The 14,951-nt window shown below is 64.2% G+C and carries 14 protein-coding genes; 5 read left to right on the top strand and 9 right to left on the bottom strand.

Annotated features, from left to right (window positions below):
• Window positions 1–228 precede the first annotated feature (228 nt).
• Both ACHWUQ_RS15525 and ACHWUQ_RS15520 read left to right on the top strand, forming a co-directional pair.
• The gene (locus tag ACHWUQ_RS15525; protein ID WP_394681660.1) at window positions 229–1,107 is read left to right on the top strand and encodes a DMT family transporter; all 879 of its coding nucleotides are present in this window, start codon (window positions 229–231) and stop codon (window positions 1,105–1,107) included.
• Window positions 1,108–1,428: 321 nt separating this feature from the next.
• A complete protein-coding gene (locus ACHWUQ_RS15520) occupies window positions 1,429–2,142 on the top strand; it encodes a Crp/Fnr family transcriptional regulator (protein ID WP_021025131.1) in 714 nt (237 codons plus the stop codon).
• A 185-nt stretch (window positions 2,143–2,327) separates the two neighbouring features.
• Here the strand turns inward: ACHWUQ_RS15520 and rnhA are convergent, their stop codons facing one another.
• On the bottom strand, window positions 2,328–2,777 hold the full coding sequence (gene rnhA / locus ACHWUQ_RS15515) for a ribonuclease HI (RefSeq protein ID WP_027010474.1): 450 nt from the start codon (window positions 2,775–2,777) through the stop codon (window positions 2,328–2,330).
• Window positions 2,778–2,874: 97 nt separating this feature from the next.
• Window positions 2,875–3,780 carry a class I SAM-dependent methyltransferase gene (locus ACHWUQ_RS15510; protein WP_394681659.1) on the bottom strand — a complete coding sequence of 302 codons (906 nt, stop codon included), beginning with the start codon at window positions 3,778–3,780 and terminating at the stop codon, window positions 2,875–2,877.
• On the opposite strand from ACHWUQ_RS15510, the gene gloB reads away from it, so the two are divergent.
• The 3 genes from gloB (at window position 3,779) to ACHWUQ_RS15495 (ending at window position 6,548) form a co-directional block, all read left to right on the top strand.
• Complete coding sequence (gloB, locus tag ACHWUQ_RS15505; RefSeq protein ID WP_394681658.1) at window positions 3,779–4,552, top strand: hydroxyacylglutathione hydrolase; 774 nt, start codon at window positions 3,779–3,781, stop codon at window positions 4,550–4,552. The two genes, ACHWUQ_RS15510 and gloB, sit on opposite strands and share 2 nt — an antisense overlap.
• Window positions 4,552–6,102, top strand: a complete 1,551-nt coding sequence (locus tag ACHWUQ_RS15500; RefSeq protein ID WP_394681657.1) for a transglycosylase SLT domain-containing protein — start codon at window positions 4,552–4,554, stop codon at window positions 6,100–6,102. Before gloB ends, ACHWUQ_RS15500 begins: the two co-directional genes overlap by 1 nt.
• A 113-nt stretch (window positions 6,103–6,215) precedes the next feature.
• Window positions 6,216–6,548, top strand: a complete 333-nt coding sequence (locus ACHWUQ_RS15495; protein ID WP_394681656.1) for a tetratricopeptide repeat protein — start codon at window positions 6,216–6,218, stop codon at window positions 6,546–6,548.
• Window positions 6,549–6,639: 91 nt separating this feature from the next.
• On the opposite strand, the gene gsiD is transcribed toward ACHWUQ_RS15495, so the two are convergent.
• The 7 genes from gsiD to aroQ all read right to left on the bottom strand — a co-directional run bounded on the left by gsiD (window position 6,640) and on the right by aroQ (window position 14,815).
• Entirely contained in the window at window positions 6,640–7,602 is a 963-nt protein-coding gene (gsiD, locus tag ACHWUQ_RS15490) for a glutathione ABC transporter permease GsiD (RefSeq protein WP_312460463.1), read from the bottom strand.
• A 15-nt stretch (window positions 7,603–7,617) separates the two neighbouring features.
• Window positions 7,618–8,538 carry a glutathione ABC transporter permease GsiC gene (gene gsiC, locus ACHWUQ_RS15485; RefSeq protein WP_239808781.1) on the bottom strand — a complete coding sequence of 307 codons (921 nt, stop codon included), beginning with the start codon at window positions 8,536–8,538 and terminating at the stop codon, window positions 7,618–7,620.
• Between the two features lie 3 nt (window positions 8,539–8,541).
• Window positions 8,542–10,074 carry a glutathione ABC transporter substrate-binding protein GsiB gene (gene gsiB / locus ACHWUQ_RS15480; protein WP_239808782.1) on the bottom strand — a complete coding sequence of 511 codons (1,533 nt, stop codon included), beginning with the start codon at window positions 10,072–10,074 and terminating at the stop codon, window positions 8,542–8,544.
• A gap of 100 nt (window positions 10,075–10,174) precedes the next feature.
• Entirely contained in the window at window positions 10,175–12,079 is a 1,905-nt protein-coding gene (locus ACHWUQ_RS15475) for a dipeptide ABC transporter ATP-binding protein (protein WP_394681655.1), read from the bottom strand.
• Window positions 12,080–12,400: 321 nt separating this feature from the next.
• On the bottom strand, window positions 12,401–13,411 hold the full coding sequence (locus ACHWUQ_RS15470) for an isoaspartyl peptidase/L-asparaginase family protein (protein ID WP_394681654.1): 1,011 nt from the start codon (window positions 13,409–13,411) through the stop codon (window positions 12,401–12,403).
• A 52-nt stretch (window positions 13,412–13,463) separates the two neighbouring features.
• A complete protein-coding gene (locus ACHWUQ_RS15465) occupies window positions 13,464–14,345 on the bottom strand; it encodes an alpha/beta fold hydrolase (RefSeq protein ID WP_394681653.1) in 882 nt (293 codons plus the stop codon).
• Window positions 14,346–14,353: 8 nt separating this feature from the next.
• On the bottom strand, window positions 14,354–14,815 hold the full coding sequence (aroQ, locus tag ACHWUQ_RS15460) for a type II 3-dehydroquinate dehydratase (RefSeq protein WP_394681652.1): 462 nt from the start codon (window positions 14,813–14,815) through the stop codon (window positions 14,354–14,356).
• Window positions 14,816–14,951 lie beyond the last annotated feature (136 nt).

Here is a 14,951-nt window from a genome sequence, read left to right as displayed (position 1 = left end):
AAACCCTCGCCAAGCGGGATGGACGCGGATCGCCCGAGACCGCGTTCAGACCACGGCGGGGCGTTTTGCGGAGGATCCCTATTGCCGATCTGAAGAAGCCTTCCGATCGGCTTTTTTGCGCCTGCATGACAAGCTAGGCCGCTGAATCAGCCTATTGATGCGGTGACAGAAAAATTGTCAACCCGTGGTTACAATCGGCCGCCTCTGCTGCGCTAAAACTGCCTTTTCATGAGCCAACTCGGTATCGTCCTGCACGTGTGCGGGCTGTGGATTCTCTCCAGCCTCGATGCCAGCGGCAAGCTGCTGGTCGTTGCGGGCGTGCCGGTGCTGATGGTGGCCTGGTTCCGCTATGTCGGCCATGTGGTGCTGATAGGTGTGCTGGTGCTGCCCAGGCGCGGCATGGGGCTGTTCCGCACGCAGTCGCTCTCGCGCCAGATCCAGCGCTCGGTACTGATGATTGCCACCACCTTGCTGTTTTTCCATGTGCTGGGCATGGTGCCGCTGGCCGAGGGCACGGCGATGAATTTCATGGCGCCGCTGTTGGTGATGGCCTTGGCGCCCTGGCTGCTGGGCGAGCGCCCTGGCTGGCACCGCTGGGCGGGCGTGGTGCTGGGCTTTGTCGGCATGCTGGTGGTCATCCGCCCGGGCGGGCAGTTGTCCACCGAGGGCGCGATCTGGGGTGTGGTGACGGCCAGCACCTTTGCGCTGTTCCAGATCAGCACACGCCGCGTCGCTGCGGACGACCCGCTGACGAGCAATCTCTACGGCGGGCTGTTTGGCGCGTTGGTGCTCAGTGCCTTGCTGCCCTTTTTCTGGCAGCAGCTGGATCTGACGGTCTGGCAATGGCTGCTGCTGGCCTCCACCGGGCTGTCCGGCTTCGTCGGCCATTGGTTGCAGATCACTGCATACAGCAAGACCAGCGCCACCTTGCTGGCACCTTTCAACTACCTGCAGATCGTCTCTGCCACCACGTTGGGCTGGTTGATTTTTGGCCAGTTGCCCGACGCGGCAACCGCTGCCGGCATGGCTTTGATCTGCTGCGCGGGCCTGGGCGTGGTGCTGGTCGAAGTCTGGCAACAGCGCTTGCGCAAGCGCCTCTCTGCCTGAGCACACAAGAGGGAAAGCGCTGAAGCGCCGCCCAATACCCCAGCGTTTAAGACCAGCTTCACCATTGAAGAAGTACCCCTTCGCCAATCGCGCACACCGGGGAAACCCAAATATCAAATTGATAGCTATATACGCAAACCCAATGGACGGATAAGGCCCATTCGTTGCAGACGCACAGGTTGCAAAACCGGTCAACTTGGATTGCCGTGCCGCTGAGAGGCCGGGGTGACAATTAACAATTTGGCGGCGATGCTATACATTCGGTGATGACCGTCGCACAAGCGACAAAATTCATAATTCCAGTCACCGAGACGACATGCCATGGACGACCCCATCCTGACCCCCGAAGAGCGCGAAGCCATCAACACAGGGCGCTGGTTCAGCACCCTCTCGCCGACTTTGCGCCACGACATTCTGCGCTGCGCCTATGTCAAGCGCTTCAAGGACGGCGGATTGATTTTCTCGCGCGGCGATGAGCCCGAAGAGTGGGTCTCCGTGGCCCGGGGCTCGGCCCGTGTCAGCTCGGCGTCGCTCACCGGCAAACAGATCACGTTGACCTATGTTGAGCCAGGCACCTGGTTTGGCGACGTGGGCCTGTTCGATGACGACAGCCGCACCCATGACGTCTACGCCCATGGCGAGACCACGCTGGTCTGCGTCAGCAAGGCAGATTTTCAACGCATCCTGCAGACCCATGTGGAGTTCTACCAGGCGCTGGCGCGCATGCATGCGCGCCGCATCCGCAGCCTCTACGGCATGGTGGAAGACCTCAACACGCTGCCGCTGCGCGCACGCCTGGCCAAGCAGCTGCTGCACCTCTCGCGCAGCTATGGCGTGCCCGGCAAGGAAAGCAGCGAAACCCGCATCGGCCTGCAACTGGCCCAGGAAGAGCTGGCCCAGCTGCTGGGCGCCTCGCGCCAGCGGGTGAACCAAGAGCTCAAGTCGATGGAACGCGAGTCTTCGATCCGCATCGAGCCCTCGGGCCTGACGGTGCGTGACAGCAATGCGCTGCGCCGCATTGCGGCGTCGGAATAAGTTCGCGCCAGCTACTCGGCACGGGCCCACCCGCTGCGCATTGCGGTGGGCCCGTGCCGAACGGCATGTCTAGAAAACGCCGTAGCGGTAGGCCATATACAAAGCGGCCAGCACACCGACAACCGCCAGAATGCGCATGATGCGTCCCATCGCTCGCTCTCCCCTATTTGTATTGCTAAAAGGGCTCAGCCCCGGCCCAGCGCCATCGCGACACCCCGGTTGGCCAGCGCGTCTGCCCGCTCATTGCCCGGGTCACCCGCGTGGCCCTTGACCCAGTGCCAGGTGATGCGGTGCTCGCCGCCATGCACCAACGCATCGAGGCGCTGCCAGAGGTCCACATTCTTGACGGGCTCCTTGCTCGCCGTGCGCCAACCCTTGGCCTTCCAGCCGGTGATCCATTCGGTGATGCCCTTGCGGACATATTGGCTGTCCAGGTACAGCTGCACGTCGCAGGGGCGCTTCAAGGCTTCGAGCGCCTGGATCACCGCCATCAGCTCCATGCGGTTGTTGGTGGTACCCAGTTCACCCCCGAACAGCTCCTTCTGCGCTGTGCCAGCGCTCAGCAAAGCGCCCCAGCCGCCTGGGCCAGGGTTGCCCTTGCAGGCACCGTCCGTATAAATCACCACTTGGTTCACACCCACTCCTTGGCACACAGCCACGATTACAGGGGGCCACTATAAGCGCATTTGCAACCCCTCTGCAGCCTGATTGCAGGGCTGTGGCAGCCCCCGTTCAAACCGTGGGCGTACCCGCCGGGGGGTTGTGCGCGGACGCTCCATCGCCGCGGCGATGGGTTTCCGTGAGCCCTTCGCGCACGGCCACCGCTGGTCGGGCTGCCGGGCTGGGGACCGCAGGCTTCCAAGGCACTGGCAGCTTGCGCACACCCGCGACCTTTTTGACCGCTTCGACAAAATACACGCCGCCGAGTATCGGCCAAGCCGTTGGCCCCAAACGGTCCATCCATTCCCAACGCGCCAGCCAGGCATCACTGCGCATCGCGGGCCGGAAACAGCCAAAGCTGGCGCTTTGCAGCTCCAGATCCAACAGCTTGAGCCAGTCACGCAAGCGGCCATAACCGATCAGGTTGTGGTCATCGGGCATCGGCGGCAGCTTCTGCAAACCGGGAATGCGGCGGCTCCAGGTGTGCATGCCCCAGAGACTGGCCGGGTTGATGCCGCTGATCAGCACGCGGCCCTCGGGCACCATCACACGGGCCACCTCGCGCAACACCGCATGCGGGTCGGCACTGAGCTCGAGCGTATGGGGCAGCAGCACCAGGTCCAAGGTATCGGCGCCAAACGGCAGCGCATGGGCATCACACAGCAAGCCGGCCGTCACGGCCTCAGCGGGCGTTGCAGGCAGGCCCACATCACTTTGTAAAGGCGGCGCAAAGCGCTTTACATCTGCCAGTCTGCTCTGCTGCCACTGCGCCATCTGTTCGTTCGACTCCAGCGCGAGCCAGCGGTGGGGCGTGCGATTGTTGCGCAGCCCCTGCAGCGGGAAAAGTCCCATCTGCAGGCTATGGAAGCCAAAAATATCGGCCACCGCATCGTCGTAACATGTTTGCTCCCAGGACAGCATGTAGCTGCCCAGCGGCGTCTGCCACCAATTTTGCGTGCCTATAATTTGGTCATTCATGCATCTGTTACCTCTGCCCGCTTTCAACGACAACTACATCTGGCTGCTGCACAACGGACAGCACGCGCTGGTCGTCGACCCAGGCCAGGCTGCGCCCGCGCTTGCGGCGCTGCGCCGCCTTGGTCTGCAGCTGCAAGCCATTGTAGTGACCCACCACCACGGCGACCACACCGGCGGCGTGGCCGAGCTGCGCGAGGCCACCGGCGCCCGGGTCTACGGCCCCGCGACCGAAGACATCCCCCAGCCCTGCGAGCCCCTGCGGGGCGGCGATGGGCTGGCGCTGCTGGGCCTGCAGTGGCAGGTGATCGATGTGCCCGGCCATACCGCCGGGCATATTGCCTATTACTGCGCCGATGTGGCCGGACAACCGGTGCTGTTCTGTGGCGATACCTTGTTCTCAGGCGGCTGCGGCCGCCTTTTTGAAGGCACGCCTGCGCAGATGCATGCCTCGCTGTCGGCACTGGCTGCGCTGCCCGCCGATACGCAGGTCTGCGCTGCCCATGAGTACACACTCTCCAACCTGCGCTTTGCGCAGGCGGTTGAGCCCGACAACCAGGACGTCGCCCGCTATCTGGCGCACTGCGAGCAGTTGCGTGAACGCGGCGAGCCGACCCTGCCGGCGCAGCTTGGCAACGAGCTGCGCATCAACCCATTCCTGCGCAGCAGCCTGGCCCCTGTGGCCCGCGCTGCCCAGCAGTTCGATCCCTCCACCCCTAGCAGCGACCCGGTCGCCGTTTTTGCCGCGCTGCGTCGCTGGAAGAACCAATTTTGATGAAGCATCTGTACCTGTGGAGCCTGAGCGCCCTACTCGCCCTGACCGGCTGCGCCACCACCGAGACCGGCGGCCCGAATACCCCGGCAGCAGGTGACACCCCGAAGACCAGTTCGGCGCCGCACACCCCCAGCTACCCCAGCGGCCCCCTCAGCCCCATCAGTGCGGCCAACCTCCAAGGCAATGGCGCCGTCACCAGCCTGGCGGTGCCGGAAGATCTCTGGGATCGCATCCGGCGCGGCTTTGCGATGCCCGATCTGGAAAACGACCTGGTCAGCAACCAGGAGCAGTGGTACGCCAGCCGCCCCGATTACATCCAGCGCATGACCGCGCGCTCGTCCAAGTACATGTTCCACATCGTCGAGGAACTGGAGCGCCGGGGCATGCCGACCGAGCTGGCACTGCTGCCCTACATCGAGAGTGCCTACAACCCGCAGGCAGTCTCCAGTGCCAAGGCGGCCGGCATGTGGCAGTTCATGCCCGCCACCGGCACCTATTTCGATCTGAAGCAGAACATGTTCCGCGACGACCGGCGCGATGTGCTGGCCTCGACCCGCGCAGCGCTGGACTACCTGCAAAAGCTCTACAACATGTTTGGCGACTGGCACCTGGCACTGGCAGCCTACAACTGGGGGGAAGGCAGCGTGGGCCGCGCGCTAGCGCGCAACCAGAAGCAAGGTCTGGGGGGTACCTACACCGACCTGAGCATGCCCGACGAGACACGCAACTACGTCCCCAAGCTGCAGGCGGTCAAGAACATCATCGCCCATCCCGAGCGCTTCCAGGCTGAGTTGCCGCTGATCGAGAACCACCCCTACTTCCAGGCCGTGACCCTGGACCGCGACATCGACACCGCCCAGGTGGCCGAGATGGCTGGCGTCACGATGGATGAGCTCAAGTCGCTCAACCCCTCGTTCAACCGCCCCGTGATCTTCAAGGCAGGCACACCGCAGGTGCTGCTGCCCTGGGACAATGCGAATGTCTTCCGCCGCAACCTGCAGGCGCATGAAAAAGGCCAGTACGCGAGCTGGACCGTCTGGACCGTGCCCAGCACGATGACGGTGGCCACTGCCGCCGGCATGGTCGGCATGAGCGAGAACGACCTGCGCGCGGTCAACAACATTCCGCCACGCATGATGGTCAAGGGCGGCTCGGCGCTGATGGTGCCGCGCTCGGCCGCCGTCAAGCAGGATGTCTCCAGCCACCTCGCCGACAACGCCCACATCGCGCTGACCCCGGAAGTCGTCACCCGCCGCACGACCGTCAAGGCGCGCAAGGGCGATACCGTCGCCCGCGTGGCCCAGCGCTACCGGGTCACCGCCGCACAGGTCGCCGATTGGAATGATGTCGGCGTCAAGAGCGCCTTCAAGGTGGGCCACCAGGTCGTGCTGTACATTCCCGTGCGCGTAGGTGCTGCACCGGCAGCACGCGGCGGCCAGGCTGCGCGCGGCAGCCGCAGCAGCACGGCCAAACGGCCGGCGGTGCGCCAGACAGCGACCCAGAAGGCCCCCTCCAAGCGCAGCACCAGCACCACGAAGAAAAAGCGCTGAGCAAGCCCCTAAAGCCCCACCACAAGACGCTCCCTGGAGCGTCTTTTTTTATGCGCACAGACTCTGCGGACAAAGGCCTGGCACTATGCTGGGTGCAACACCGAGGAGACCGCATGCGCGAAGGATTGGAAAAACTGCTGGCCAAGGGACAGGACAGCGCTGTTCTGCGCTTTGGCCTGGGCCAGGCCTGCTTGAAGGAAGAGGACTATGCGGCCGCAGCGCTGCACCTGGCGCAGGCCGTCAAGCAGAATCCGCAGTACTCCGCCGCCTGGAAGCTGCTGGGCAAGGCCCAACTGGAGTCGGGTGCAGCGGATGCCATTGCGCAAGCCCAGGCCAGCTGGCAGCAAGGCCTGCAGGTGGCAGAGCAGCACGGGGACACGCAGACGTTCAAGGAGATCACGGTGTTCCTCAAACGCCTGCACAAAGCCGCTGGCGGAGCTGCTTGAGCGGCGCTGATCGCCGATAAAAAAGGCAAGGCCTGGAAGGCGCTTGCCGTTTCTGGATGGCAGCTGGCCAGCAACTGCCAGCTGCCGATGATCAGTTGTCCAGCTTGGGGTCCAGCGCATCGCGCAGGCCATCGCCCAGCAGGTTGAAGGCCAGCACCGTCACAAAGATCGCCAGGCTCGGGAACAGGGCCACATGCGGGGCATTGAGCATGTCACTGCGCGCCTCGTTCAGCATGGCGCCCCACTCCGGCGTCGGCGGCTGCGCGCCCATGCCCAGAAAGGACAGGCTGGCAGCGGTGATGATCGAGGTGCCGATACGCATCGTCAGGTAGACCACCACGGAAGACACGGTGCCCGGCAGCAGGTGGCGCAGCATGATGACCCGGTCGGGCGCGCCGATGGAGCGCACCGCCTCGATGTAGGTCTGCTGCTTGAGCGCCAGTACATTGCCGCGCACCAGGCGGGCAAAGGCCGGCACGCTGAACACGGCCACCGCCATGATCACATTGATCATGCCGTTGCCCAGAATGGCGACAATGCCGATGGCCAGCAAGATGCCAGGGAAGGCAAACAGCACATCGGACATGCGCATCACGCAGCGGTCCCACCAGCCCTCGTAGTAGCCGGCCAGCAGGCCCAGGATCGCACCGATCACCGCGCCGATGGCCACCGACACAAAGCCGGCCGCCAGCGAGATGCGCGCACCCACGAGGATGCGGCTGAAGATGTCACGGCCCAGCGAATCGACGCCAAACCAGTGCTTGGCGGTGGGGGGTGAGTTCAGCGCGTCGTAGTCAAAAAAGTTCTCGGCATCATAGGGCACGATCCACGGTGCCAGGATGGCCACCAGCACCAGTGCGATGATGAAGACGCCAGCGAACAAGGCCAGCTTCTGGCGCTTGAACTTGCGCCAGAACTCGGCCATCGGCGTGCGCATGCGCGTCGATGCGGCCAGGTTGGCAGGCAGAGACGGCGTGGCAACGCTGGCGGCCGGGACGGTGGTGGCCGCCGCCACAGCGCGGTCGGCAGATTCAGGAGCGTTCGGAGTATTCATGGCCAAAGCACCTGCTTAGCGGTAACGGATGGTGGGGTTGATCCAGGCATAGAGCAGATCGACCACCAGATTGATCAGGATGAATTCCAGCGAGAACAGCAGCACGAGGGCCTGGATGATCGGGTAGTCGCGCATCTCGACCGCATCGACCAGCAAGCGGCCCATGCCCGGCCAGTTGAACACCACCTCGACAACGATGGAGCCGCCCAGCAGGAAGCCGAACTGCAGGCCCATCATCGTCACCACCGGAATCATCGCATTGCGCAGGCCATGCTTGATGACGACCACGGTCTCCTTCAAGCCCTTGGCGCGCGCGGTGCGCACATAGTCCTCTTTGAGGATGTCGATGAAGGAGCTGCGGGTAAAGCGCGCCATCACCGCGGCCACAGCCGCACCCAGGGTCAGCGACGGCAGCACATAGTGCTTCCAGCTGTCGGCGCCCACGGTGGGCAGCCAGCCGAGCTTGACCGAGAAATACTGCATCAGCAGCATGCCCAGCGCAAACGACGGGAACGAGATGCCCGACACCGCCAGGGTCATGCCCAGGCGATCGGGCCACTGGTTGCGCCAGACGGCCGAGACAATGCCCAGGAACATGCCCAGCACCACCGACCAAGCCATCGCCACGACGGTGAGCCAGAAGGTCGGGCCAAAGCGCTCGGCAATCTCTTGCGAGACCGGGCGCTTGGTCCGGATGGATTTTCCAAAATCGCCCTGCAACGCATTGCTGAAGAAACGGACGAACTGCTGGTGCAGGGGCAGGTCCAGCCCCAGGTCCTTGCGGACCAGTTCGATCGTCTCCGGGCCGGCTTCTGGGCCAGCCGCCAGGCGCGCGGGGTCACCGGGCAGCATGTGCACAAAACCAAAGACCAGCACCGCCACGATGAGCAGTGTCGGTATCAGCCCGAGCAAGCGTTTGAGCAGGTAGCGATACATGGATTACTTCAGGTCGACATCGGTGAAATTGAAGTTGCCGTCCGGGATCACGTAAAAGCCCGACAGCTTCTTGGACTTGGCAGACACCAATTGCTCGGTGTTCAGGAAAATCCAGGGCGCGTCCTTCCAGATCTTTTGCTGTGCATCGGCATAGATCTTGCCGCGCTCGGCCGCATCGGTGGTCACCAGCGCCTTGGCAATGCCGGCATTGACTTCGGCGTTGTTGTAGTACGCAGTGTTGAAGCCGCGTGGAGGCTGGCTCTCACCGGCCAGCAGTGGGCGCATCGCCCAGTCGGCTTCGCCGGTGGACGAGGACCAGCCCACGTAGTACATGCGCACGGCGGCCTTGCTCGCATCCTGCACCGATTCCACTTCCGCCACGCGCTGGCCTGCTTCCAATGCGCGCACGGTCACCTTCACTCCCACCTGGGCCAGTTGCTGTTGGGCAAACTGGATGACCTTTTGGGCCGTCGAGTGGTTGTAGGCCGACCACAAGGTGCTCTCAAAGCCGTTGGGGTAACCGGCTTCCTTCAGCAAGGCCTTGGCCTTGGCAGGATCGTAGGGCCAGGGACCTAGCTTGGTGGCAAATTCCACACCCTTGGGCAGCACGCCTTCGGAGGGGATGGCGTAGCCGGCAAACGCCACCTTGGCCAGTGCTTCCTTGTTGATCGCGTAGTTCAGCGCCTCACGCACCTTGGGGTTGTCGAAAGGCTTTTGCGTGGTGTTCAGCGAGATGTAGCGCGCAATGATCGAAGGCGCCACGACAATGTCAAGGTTGGCATTTTTCTTGAGGTTTTCAACTGCTTCGGGCGGCACGCTGAAGGCGAACTGTGCCTCACCGGTCTGCATCATCGACGAGCGGGTGTTGTTGTCCACCACGGGGCGCCAGGTGATCGAATCCACCTTGGGCAGGCCGGACTGCCAGTAGCCATCAAACTTGCTGACCTTGACATAGTCCGAGGGCTTCCACTCGACGAACTTGAAGGGGCCGGTGCCCACGGGATGCTGCGCAATGTCCTTGCCATACTGCTTGAGCGCAGCGGGCGAGATGATCACGCCCGAGGGGTGGGCGAGCGAGTTGACGAAAGGCGCAAACTGTTCCTTGAGCGTGAACTTGACCGTGTGCTCGTCCACCGCCTCGGTCTTGGCAATGTTCTTGTACAGGTTGTAGCGCTTGAGCTTGTTGTCCGGGTTGGTCACGCGGTCAAAGTTGGCCTTCACCGCTTCGGCGTTGAAAGGGGTGCCGTCATGGAACTTCACGCCGCTGCGCAGCTTGAAGGTGTAGACCAGGCCGTCCTTGCTCACGTCGTAGCCGGTGGCCAGCACCGGGATCATCTTCATGTCCTTGTCGAAGCTGTACAAGCCTTCGTAGAAGGACTTGGCCATCGCTTGCGACAGGGTGTCATTGGCGTCATAGGGGTCCGTCGTCGTGAAAGACGAGTACACCGCCACCGTCACATCCTTGGCGGCAAACGCCGGCAAAGCCGAGCCCGCCAGCAGCATGGCTGCGGCGATCGAAGTCAAACGTCGTTGCATATCAACTCTCCTCTTCAGGTTTTGCATCGGCTGGCCCACCACGGCGGCGACCAGACCCACTACATTCTTGGCATTACGCACCTTGGCACACTGCGCAGGCTCACGCCGGCTGCAGATCCTGCACTTCACCCGCTGGCACCGCAGGCTGGGGCATCTCCTGCGCCACCCAGTGGCCCGGGCCCACCTCGCGCATCGGCAGCACGCGTGGCGGGTCATCCACGCCACGCACGGGGCTGGGGATCTCGGCCACATTCAAGGTGTGCTTGCGGCGCTGCGTCGGGTCGGCAATCGGCACGGCCGCCATCAGGCGCTTGGTATAGGGGTGCTGCGGGTTCTCGAACACCGCGCGGCGCGGGCCGATCTCGACGATCTGGCCCAGGTACATGACGGCCACGCGGTGGCTGACCCTCTCGACCACGGCCATGTCATGCGAGATGAACAGAAAGGCAATGCCAAACTCCTGCTGCAGGTCCATCATCAGGTTGATGATCTGCGCGCGGATCGACACATCAAGGGCCGAGACGGCCTCGTCGGCAATCACCACCTTGGGGTTCAGCGCCAGTGCACGGGCAATCGCAATGCGCTGGCGCTGGCCACCCGAGAACTCATGCGGGTAGCGGTTGGCAGCAGCCGGTGGCAGGCCCACCTTCTCCAGCAGCCACTCCACCTTTTTCTCGGCCTGCTCGCGCGGCAGCAGCTTGTGGATCAGCATGGGCTCCAGAATGCTGTAGCCCACGGTCAGCCGAGGGTCGAGCGAGGCAAACGGGTCCTGGAAAATGAACTGGATATCACGGCGCAGCGCTTGCAGTTGCGCGCCCTGCAGCTTGGCAATATCGCGCCCGGCCACCTGCACATCGCCGGATTGGAAATCGATCAAACGGGCCAGCGCGCGGCCCGTGGTGGACTTGCCGCAACCGGATTCGCCGACCACCGCCAGGGTCTCGCCCGGCTGCAGGCTCAGGCTCACCTGCTCGACCGCGTAGACCTGGCGCTTGACACCGCCAAACAGGCCTTCCTTGATCGGGAAACGCGTGACCAGCTTGTTGACCTGCAGCACCGGCTCGCCCGCCTGCACGGTCGATGGCTGGGGCGCGGGCGCCTCGGCCTGCGTGCTCTGGCCCAGCAGGCTGAAGCGCTCGGGCAGATCCTTGCCGCGCATGGCGCCCAGCTGCGGCACGGCGGCCAGCAGGTTGCGGGTGTAGGTCTGCTGCGGGTTGGCAAACAGCTGCACACAGTCCTGCTCTTCCACCTTGTCGCCGCGGTACATCACCAGCACGCGGTCAGCCACCTCGGCGACCACGCCCATGTCGTGGGTGATGAAGATCACGCCCATCGACATCTCGCGCTGCAGCTCCTGCACCAGCGCCAGAATCTGGGCCTGGATGGTCACATCCAGCGCCGTCGTCGGTTCATCGGCAATCAGCAGCGAGGGCTTGCACGACAGCGCCATCGCAATCATCACGCGCTGGCGCATGCCGCCCGACAGCTGGTGCGGGTGGCGCGTGAGCACATTGCGCGCCTCCGGAATGCGCACCAGCTCCATCATGCGCAGCGCCTCGGCCAGGGCGGCGCTGTTGGACTTGCCCTGGTGCAAACGAATCGATTCGGCAATCTGCTCACCGACGGTGAACACCGGGTTCAGCGAGGTCATCGGTTCCTGGAACACCATCGCCATATCGGCCCCGCGCACCTGGCGCATCTGCGCTGGCGTGGCCTTGGCCAGGTCGATCGTGCCGGCATGGCGGCCGCGCAGCAGCATCGAGCCGCTGTCGATCTGGCCGCCACCGGTTTCCACCAGCCGCATCAGCGCCAGCGATGTGACCGACTTGCCCGAGCCCGACTCGCCCACCACCGCGAGGGTCTGGCCGGCATAGACATCGAGGTTCAGGTTCTTGACCACCTGCACCCGCCCCTGCTCGATCTTGAAGCTCACGGACAGATCCCGCACCTGCAAAACGGGCGGCGTCAGGTCATCGTGCACGGGAGTAGAACTGGGGTTGGACATAGGTAGATGGGGCAGTGCGGGACTTCGGAAAGAAGGCACGAGCCGTAATGCAGGACAGGCACCCGGGTTGGGACAAATCCTTGAGAAAAATCCCCGTGATAGCAAGAACACTGGGGCTTACACATTCACCTGGGTGACAGTGCTAGCAATTGTAGAAAGCCGGGGATGGGGTTTGGATGCAAAACCTCCTATGGTTTTCACCTACGCAATATCCGCAGTAGTGCGCACCACCGCATTGCGTGGCTTGCCCGTTGCAGGCAAGCCACTTCACCAGGGCCGGGGTCGGGTATAGCTGCTGCCCCCTGGCTCAGCGATGCGCCATCAGGCCGGCGCCAACGCGTCGTTGGCATAAATGGCCACCAGCGCCTCGCCGTCGATGCCGATCTGCCCCCGGTACATGCCTTCGGAGTTGAAGCACAGCGAGACCTCCCCGTCGGCGCCCACCGCAATCAGGCCGCCATCGCCACCCAGCGGGGGCAGCACGCGGTGGATGACCTCGGCCGTCGCCTCGGCCACCGACTCACCCAGCAGTTCGATGCGCGCTGCCACAGTGTGGGCGGCCGAGCCCCGGATGAAGGCCTCGCCCACGCCCGTGCAGGAGACGGCCACCACGCCATGCTTGGCATAGGTGCCCGCGCCCACCAGGGGCGAGTCGCCGACACGGCCGGGCTTCTTGTTGGTCAGACCGCCGGTCGAGGTGGCAGCGGCCAGCTGGCCCTGCACATCCAGCACCACCGCGCCGACGGTGCCCATCTTCTTGCGCTCATCCAGCGGCGCTGCCTGGGTCTGGCTTTGGGCGGTGTGGTCCAGCGCCACCTGCTCGCGGCCCGATGCCAGCGCCGCCGCCTGCACGGTACGCAGCTGGGTCAGGCGCTGCTCGGTCGAGAACCAGTCGCGCGCCACCATCTCGCAGCCCTGGGCCTGGGCAAAGCGCTCGGCGGCCTCGCCAATCATGAACACCGGACCGCCCGCCTCCATCAATGCCAAAGCCGCACGCACCGGGTTGCGCACGGTGCTGACACCGGCCAGCGATCCGCAGGCCAGATCGCGCCCGCGCATCACACAGGCATCCATCTCATGCGTGGCATCGGCCGTGAACACGGCGCCGCGCCCGGCGTTGAACAGGGGGCATTCCTCGAGCAGGCGCACGGCCTCCACGGCCACTTCTTCGGCAGGCGCGCCTGCAGCCAGTTTTTGCTGCGCGCCTTGCAGCACATCGCGCAAGGCGTCGCGGTAGGCCTGCTGTTGCGCAGGGGTGATGGAGGCACGGGTGATGGTGCCGGCGCCGCCATGGATGGCGATCACAGGACGGAAGGTGGTGGAGGTCGTCATAGTTGTAGGGCCGGCCGCCTCTTGCGCTGCCAGCCGGTTCCAGGTGAATCAATCAGGAAGAAAGCAGCGGCAGCAGTGCCGCCATGAAAGCCTCGGGCTGCTCGTACTGCACCCAATGGCCGCTGTCCGGCAACCGCACAAAGGCCTGCAGATGGGGGGTGACCGCACGGTATTGGTGCTCCAGCGCGGGCATATAGCTTTTGTACAGGGCGTCATAAGCGCCATAGATCGCAGCGACCGGGCAGGCGATCTGCGGCAGCGACTGCGCCAGGATATCGGTGTTGGCCAGGCGCCGGCGCGGCAGGCGATCGCGCAGCACATTGTGCTGGTGCAAGGCCAGCGCCTGGCCGTCGATCTTCGCAGCATCCCAGAGCATCAGCGCGCCCAGGTTGTAGCGGTGCATCTCCAGCTGCTCGGCCGGGTCGCTCAGATGGCGCCAGCCCTTCAAGCTGAACTGCTTCTCCGGCACGACACCCATCGCCGGAGCACCGACCAGCACCAGGCGCTCGGCCGCCTGCGGGTAGGCGGCGGTTAGCATGGCCGCCGTCATGCCGCCAAACGAGAAACCCATCAACTGGCAAGGCAGCAGATCCAGCTGCGCCATGCCGGCATGCAAAGGCGCCAGCATCGCATCGGCATCGGCGCCCAGCGCTGGCGGGTCGGAATCGCCGAAACCCGGCAGATCGGGCAGCCAGAGCTCGTAGCCTTGGGCAAGCAGCGCATCGATATTGCGGATCCAGTGGGTCCAGCTGCCGCTGCCGCCATGCAGCATCACCAGGGGCAGCCTGCCAGGGCGGCGCTCGCCCCAGGTATGCCAGACCAGGGTCCGGCCTTCAAAAATCGTGGTGTGCCGTGTGGCCTGGGCCAGCAAACGCTGGTACAGCGCCGGCAAGGGCAGCAAGCCCGCCGCGCTGGTGTCTGGAACATCCGACATCGCAACCTTCAGGCCGCAGGTGCGAGCAGCACCTGGGCTACCGCATCGATCGCAATGCTGTAGCCCTGCACGCCCAGGCCACAGATGACTGCCTTGGCGACGGGGGCGATATAAGAATGGTGGCGGAAGGACTCACGGGCATGCACATTGCTGATGTGCAGCTCGATCACCGGCAGCGCGGCCCCCTTGATCGCATCCATCAGGGCCACGCTGGTGTGGGTATAGGCGGCGGCATTGAGCACCACGCCGGCCAGTTGGCCTTCGCGCTGCAGCCGGCCCGCCTCGTGCAGCCAGTCGATCAGCGCGCCCTCATGGTTGCTCTGGTGAAAACGCAAGGCCAGCTGGTTGCGCGCGGCCGCCTGGGCGCAGAGCTGCTCGACGTCGGCCAAGGTGTGGGCACCATAGATGGCGGGCTCGCGCAGACCCAACAGGTTCAGGTTCGGGCCGTTCAGTACAAAAACAGTTTTCATCTCAGCTTCCACAACGGACAACAGCTGTGGATTATCCGAGCATTCCAACCGTTGCTGCATCAGCCAAGCGACAGCCGAGCGGCTGGCGCGCTGCCAGGCGCGCATAAAAAAGCCCTGGCGGGCCAGGGCGTGGTTG

Origin of the sequence: uncultured Comamonas sp. (genome assembly GCF_964277875.1) — a bacterium.
Classification (GTDB): domain Bacteria; phylum Pseudomonadota; class Gammaproteobacteria; order Burkholderiales; family Burkholderiaceae_C; genus Comamonas; species Comamonas sediminis.
This window is presented reverse-complemented; position numbering and strand designations above follow the sequence as displayed.

Coding starts and splice junctions, on each gene's coding strand:
- ACHWUQ_RS15525 (WP_394681660.1), top strand. CDS start 229: ATGAGCCAACTCGGTATCGTCCTGCACGTGTGCGGGCTGTGGATTCTC.
- ACHWUQ_RS15520 (WP_021025131.1), top strand. CDS start 1,429: ATGGACGACCCCATCCTGACCCCCGAAGAGCGCGAAGCCATCAACACA.
- gloB (WP_394681658.1), top strand. CDS start 3,779: ATGCATCTGTTACCTCTGCCCGCTTTCAACGACAACTACATCTGGCTG.
- ACHWUQ_RS15510 (WP_394681659.1), bottom strand. CDS start 3,780: ATGAATGACCAAATTATAGGCACGCAAAATTGGTGGCAGACGCCGCTG.
- ACHWUQ_RS15500 (WP_394681657.1), top strand. CDS start 4,552: ATGAAGCATCTGTACCTGTGGAGCCTGAGCGCCCTACTCGCCCTGACC.
- ACHWUQ_RS15495 (WP_394681656.1), top strand. CDS start 6,216: ATGCGCGAAGGATTGGAAAAACTGCTGGCCAAGGGACAGGACAGCGCT.
- gsiD (WP_312460463.1), bottom strand. CDS start 7,602: ATGAATACTCCGAACGCTCCTGAATCTGCCGACCGCGCTGTGGCGGCG.
- gsiC (WP_239808781.1), bottom strand. CDS start 8,538: ATGTATCGCTACCTGCTCAAACGCTTGCTCGGGCTGATACCGACACTG.
- gsiB (WP_239808782.1), bottom strand. CDS start 10,074: ATGCAACGACGTTTGACTTCGATCGCCGCAGCCATGCTGCTGGCGGGC.
- ACHWUQ_RS15475 (WP_394681655.1), bottom strand. CDS start 12,079: ATGTCCAACCCCAGTTCTACTCCCGTGCACGATGACCTGACGCCGCCC.
- ACHWUQ_RS15470 (WP_394681654.1), bottom strand. CDS start 13,411: ATGACGACCTCCACCACCTTCCGTCCTGTGATCGCCATCCATGGCGGC.
- ACHWUQ_RS15465 (WP_394681653.1), bottom strand. CDS start 14,345: ATGTCGGATGTTCCAGACACCAGCGCGGCGGGCTTGCTGCCCTTGCCG.
- aroQ (WP_394681652.1), bottom strand. CDS start 14,815: ATGAAAACTGTTTTTGTACTGAACGGCCCGAACCTGAACCTGTTGGGT.